3 protein-coding genes, 2 tRNA genes and 1 pseudogene are annotated in these 4,244 nt (G+C 66.8%); 2 read left to right on the top strand and 4 right to left on the bottom strand.

Features of this window, described 5'->3' with window-relative positions:
- The 3 genes from B9G38_RS14620 to B9G38_RS14610 form a co-directional block, all read right to left on the bottom strand.
- On the bottom strand, nucleotides 1-1,222 hold a 1,222-nt coding region (locus B9G38_RS14620; RefSeq protein ID WP_086220859.1), incomplete at its 3' end, for a DNA-directed RNA polymerase subunit B.
- Between the two features lie 2 nt (nucleotides 1,223-1,224).
- Nucleotides 1,225-2,790: a DNA-directed RNA polymerase subunit B'' gene (locus B9G38_RS14615; RefSeq protein ID WP_086220858.1), complete on the bottom strand. Its 1,566-nt coding sequence runs from the start codon at nucleotides 2,788-2,790 to the stop codon at nucleotides 1,225-1,227.
- Nucleotides 2,787-3,017 (bottom strand): DNA-directed RNA polymerase subunit H, encoded by a 231-nt coding sequence (locus B9G38_RS14610; protein ID WP_086220857.1) that lies wholly within the window; start codon nucleotides 3,015-3,017, stop codon nucleotides 2,787-2,789. The genes B9G38_RS14615 and B9G38_RS14610 overlap by 4 nt, the downstream gene beginning before the upstream one ends.
- Before the next feature lie 270 nt (nucleotides 3,018-3,287).
- Here B9G38_RS14610 and B9G38_RS14605 point away from each other — a divergent pair.
- Both B9G38_RS14605 and B9G38_RS14600 read left to right on the top strand, forming a co-directional pair.
- Nucleotides 3,288-3,360 (top strand) — tRNA-Asp (locus tag B9G38_RS14605).
- Between the two features lie 30 nt (nucleotides 3,361-3,390).
- A tRNA-Asp gene (locus tag B9G38_RS14600) sits at nucleotides 3,391-3,463 on the top strand.
- A 352-nt stretch (nucleotides 3,464-3,815) separates the two neighbouring features.
- On the opposite strand, the pseudogene B9G38_RS14595 reads toward B9G38_RS14600, so the two are convergent.
- Nucleotides 3,816-4,244, bottom strand: a pseudogene (locus B9G38_RS14595) (histone deacetylase); the annotation flags it as partial.

Below are 4,244 nucleotides of genomic sequence, written 5' to 3'. Positions count from 1 at the left end.
GCGACGGCAGCGCGTGCGGGTTCATCACGAGGTCGGGGACGACCCCCTCCTCGGTGAACGGCATGTCCTCCTGGGGCGCGAGGTGGCCCACGACGCCCTTCTGTCCGTGTCGGGACGCGAACTTGTCCCCGAGTTCGGGGACCCGCTGGTCCCGCACCTTCACCTTCGAGAGCTTGGAGCCGTCCTCGCCCTCCATCAGCGTCACCGTGTCGACGACGCCCGACTCGCCCGAGCGCATCGTGACCGAGGTCTCGCGGCGCTTCTGCGGGGAGAGCCCGCCCATGTCGTCGGGCTCTTCGAGGAAGCGCGGCGGGCTGGTCTTCCCGAGGAGCACGGAGGACTCGTCGACCTTCGTCTCGGGGTTGACGAGGCCGTCCTCGTCGAGGTGGGTGTACGCGTCCTCGCCGCGGGCGCCGCGCACGTCCTGTTCGGGGATCTCGAAGCGGTCCTCCTGACCGCCGGGGTAGCGGCGCTCCTCGCCCTCGTAGGTCCGGAAGAAGTGCGAGCGGGTGAGCGCGCGGTCGACGGAGCCCTGGTTCATCACCAGCGCGTCCTCGATGTTGAACCCCTCGTAGGACATCACGGCGACGACGAAGTTCTGCGCCGCCGGCCGCTCGTCGAAGCTGATCTGGTCGGAGGTCTGCGTCTTCACCATCGCCAGCTGCGGGTAGTGCAGGAGGTGCTGACGCGTGTCCGGCCGGATCCGGTAGTTCGCCGAGGGGAGCCCGAGCGACTGCTTCATCATCCCCGCGCCCATGGTAATCCGGGGGCTGGCGTTGTGCTCGGGGTACGGGATCATCCCCGCGCCGATACCGAAGACGAGCTGCGGGTCGATCTCGAGGTGCGTGTGGTCGTCGGTCACGTCCTCCTCGTCGACGGCGACGAGGATATCCTCCTCCTCCTCGGCGTCGATGAACTCGACGTAGCCGCGTTCGACGAGGTCCTCGAACTCGACGTCGCCGCGTTCGAGGGCCTCGATCTCCTCGTCGCCGAGGAGGGGTTCGCCGTTCTCGACGACGATGAGCGGACGGCGGGCTCGGCCCGCGTCGGCGTTGACGATGACCTCGCGGGTCCGGTCTTTCACCGAGACGTTCACCATCTCCGAGACGTCGCCGCGGCGGCGCGCCTCGCGGATCTGTTCGGCGAGCTCCTGGGGGTTCTCGTGGGTGCCCACGAGGCTCCCGTTGACGTACACCTTCGCTTCGCGTTCTGCTTGTGCCATGATCAGTCGTCCGCCGTCTGTCGGTCGACGCCCTCGATGCCGGGGATCCCCTCGACACCCATCGACGCCAGTTCTCGTTTCAGCCCCTGTTCGTCCTCGACCGTCTGCGACAGCTCCATCGCCTGCGCGAAGTTCTTCACGAGCCCGCAGTTCGGCCCCTCCGGCGTCTCGGAGGGGCAGATGCGACCCCACTGGGTCGCGTGGAGGTCCCGCGCCTCGAAGTGCGGCTGCGACCGCGACAGCGGCGAGCGCAGGCGCCGCAGGTGCGAGAGCACGCCCATGTAGTCGGTCCGATCGACGAGCTGGGAGACGCCCGAGCGGCCGCCGACCCAGTTCCCGGTCGCGATCGGGTGTTCGAGCCGCTCGGTCAGCACGTCCGAGCGGACGACAGTGTTCACCGTGAGCTGCCGGTTCCGCATGTTGGCGCGTTCGAGCTGGTACTTCACGTCGCGCGCCAGCTTGTTCAGCGCGGTGCGGAACAGGTCGCGCATGAGGTCGCCGGAGACCTTCAGGCGCTTGTTCGCGTAGTGGTCCTTGTCGTCGGCCTCCCGGCGGTCTAAGGCGAGCTCGAAGCACGCCTCGGCCATCCGGCAGAGATAGTACGCCTTGTTGATCCGCACGTCCTCCTCGTCGACGCCCTCCTCGTGGAGGTGCGGGAGGAGGTAGCGGTCGATGACGTAGTTCGCCCGCTTGAGCTGGTAGTTCTTCCCCTGTCCGGAGGCGACGCGCTCGCCGAGGGTCTCGATGGCCTCCTCGGTCGTCTGGACCGAGGCCTCCTCTAGGTTCTCCAGCATGAACTTCACGATCTCGGGGTCGTCCGAGACGCGGTGGACGATCTCCTCGTCGGATTCGAGCCCGAGGGCGCGGACCAGCGTCACGAAGTCGATCGAGCCAGAGACGGAGGGGAACGACACTTCGAGCAGCCCCTCGCGGTTGCGCTCGCACAGCACCAGCGCGCGGTAGCCGCGGCGCTGGGAGAACGTCTTCGCGACCTGGATCTCGTCGCCGTACTTCGAGTCGTACTCCGCGAGGATCTTGTTCGGCGCCAGGTCCTCCGAGGTCATCAGCACGCGCTCGGAGCCGTTGACGATGAAGTAGCCGCCGGGGTCGACGGGGTCCTCGCCGATGTCGATGAGCTCCTCGTCGGAGAAGCCGGCCATGTTACACTTGTCGGAGCCGACCATGATCGGCATCCGGCCGACCTTCGTCTCGGTCGTGTCGACGACCTGCTCCGGCTCCTCCTCGCCGCCGCGCACGATGGACATCTCCATGAACACGGGCGCCGAGTAAGTGATGTTGCGCAGCCGCGCCTCCTGGGGGTAGAGCAGCTCCTCGGAGCCGTCGGCCTCGCGGACGCGGGGGGTGACCATCCGAACGTCGCCGAGCTCGACGTAGACGGGCTCTTGGCCCTCCTTGTCGCCGATGTCCGTCTCGATCGTCTCCTTCTCGTCGACCACTTCCTGCATGCCGCGGTCGAGAAAGTTGTTGAACGAGCGGAAATGGTGTTCGGCGAGCCGTTCGTCGGAGAAGTACTCGCGTGAAACCACGCGTCGGTCTTGCCTGTTCATGAGACGACCAGTCGGTACACGACCGCCTCGTCGGTCGTGCGGGAGTCGCGGACGATCTTCACCACGTCGCCGACCTCGGCCTCGTCGGGGAGCGCGGGATCCGTGCGTTTGATCTTCGGTAAGTTCGTTCTCTTCACGTCGTACTCCGCCAGGACCGCCTCGACCTCCTCGGGGTCGTCGAGGAGGACGTGGTCCGGGACGAGTTCGTGTTGGCTTACGTCTACCATGGGTGCTGGTGGTGGGGAGAAGCTATCACGAGATACTACAGAGACGTACATACGCCAGCGTCATAAGACTTACCAAGCGCCGCCGCGCGCGGCTCACGAGTCGCGGGGCGTTCGACACTCCCACACACGCGAGGTCGACACAAAAGGATATCGGCCGCGACTGCCGTCCGGCGTCGCGGCTCGGGGCCCCGATTCCCTGTCACCGACCCGCACTCCCGTCAGGGATGACAAGCCTTATTTGCCAGACAGGGATACGAACTGATGCGACAAGCCCGGATGGTGTAGTGGCCCATCATACGACCCTGTCACGGTCGTGACGCGGGTTCAAATCCCGCTCCGGGCGTCCCCGGTTTCGGGGCGCTGTCGCTTGTTTGCCCGGATGGTGTAGTGGCCCATCATACGACCCTGTCACGGTCGTGACGCGGGTTCAAATCCCGCTCCGGGCGTTTCTACCGTCGCAGTAACGAGTGAGGAGCGGTAGCGACGAGCGAGTACCGCGACAGCAGAAACCGTAGAAGGAATTTGAACCAGAGAGCGAAGCGAGCGGAACGACCGAGGTTCAAATCCCGCTCCGGGCGCTTCTGCTGCCGCAACAACGAACGAGGAGCGGTAGCGACGAGTGAGTACCGCGGCAGCGAAGCGTCGAGGCATTTGAACCCTATCAGTCGCGCGCAGCGAACGGAGTGAGCGAGCACGTCTGATTCCGGTTCAAATCCCGCTCCGGGCGTTTCTGTCGACGCCGACTACGAGCGAGGAGCGCCAGCGACGAGCGAGTCCGGCAGCGGTTCCAATCCCGAGCTACAGACCCAGTTCCGCCCGGAGGTCGTCGACGAGCGCCTCCGTTTTCGCGTCCCGCTCCTCGTCGGTGTCGACGGGGGTCCGGCCGTCGTACGTCTCGTGGACCATGGAGACGCCCTCGGCGAGGGTGTCGAGGCCGTACCCGCCCTCCAGCACGTACGCGTCCGCGGCGTCGGCGTCGGCGGCGAGCGTCCGGATCCGGTCGGTGAGCAGCGCGTACCCCTCCGACGAGACGCGCATCCGCGAGATGGGATCGTGGCGGTGGGCGTCGAATCCGGCGGAGACGATCAGCAGGTCGGGGTCGAACCGCTCGATCGCGGGGCCGATCCCCTGATCGACCGCGTACAGGTAGTCGGCGTCGCCGGCGCCGGCGGCCAGCGGGAGGTTCGCCGTCGTCCCCTCGCCGTCCCCCTCGCCGGTCTCGTCGAG

This window comes from Halorubrum sp. SD612 (genome assembly GCF_002135005.1).
This window is presented reverse-complemented; position numbering and strand designations above follow the sequence as displayed.

Excerpts from the sequence above, each read along its gene's own strand:
- B9G38_RS14615 (WP_086220858.1), bottom strand. The coding sequence starts at position 2,790 with ATGAACAGGCAAGACCGACGCGTGGTTTCACGCGAGTACTTCTCCGAC.
- B9G38_RS14610 (WP_086220857.1), bottom strand. The coding sequence starts at position 3,017 with ATGGTAGACGTAAGCCAACACGAACTCGTCCCGGACCACGTCCTCCTC.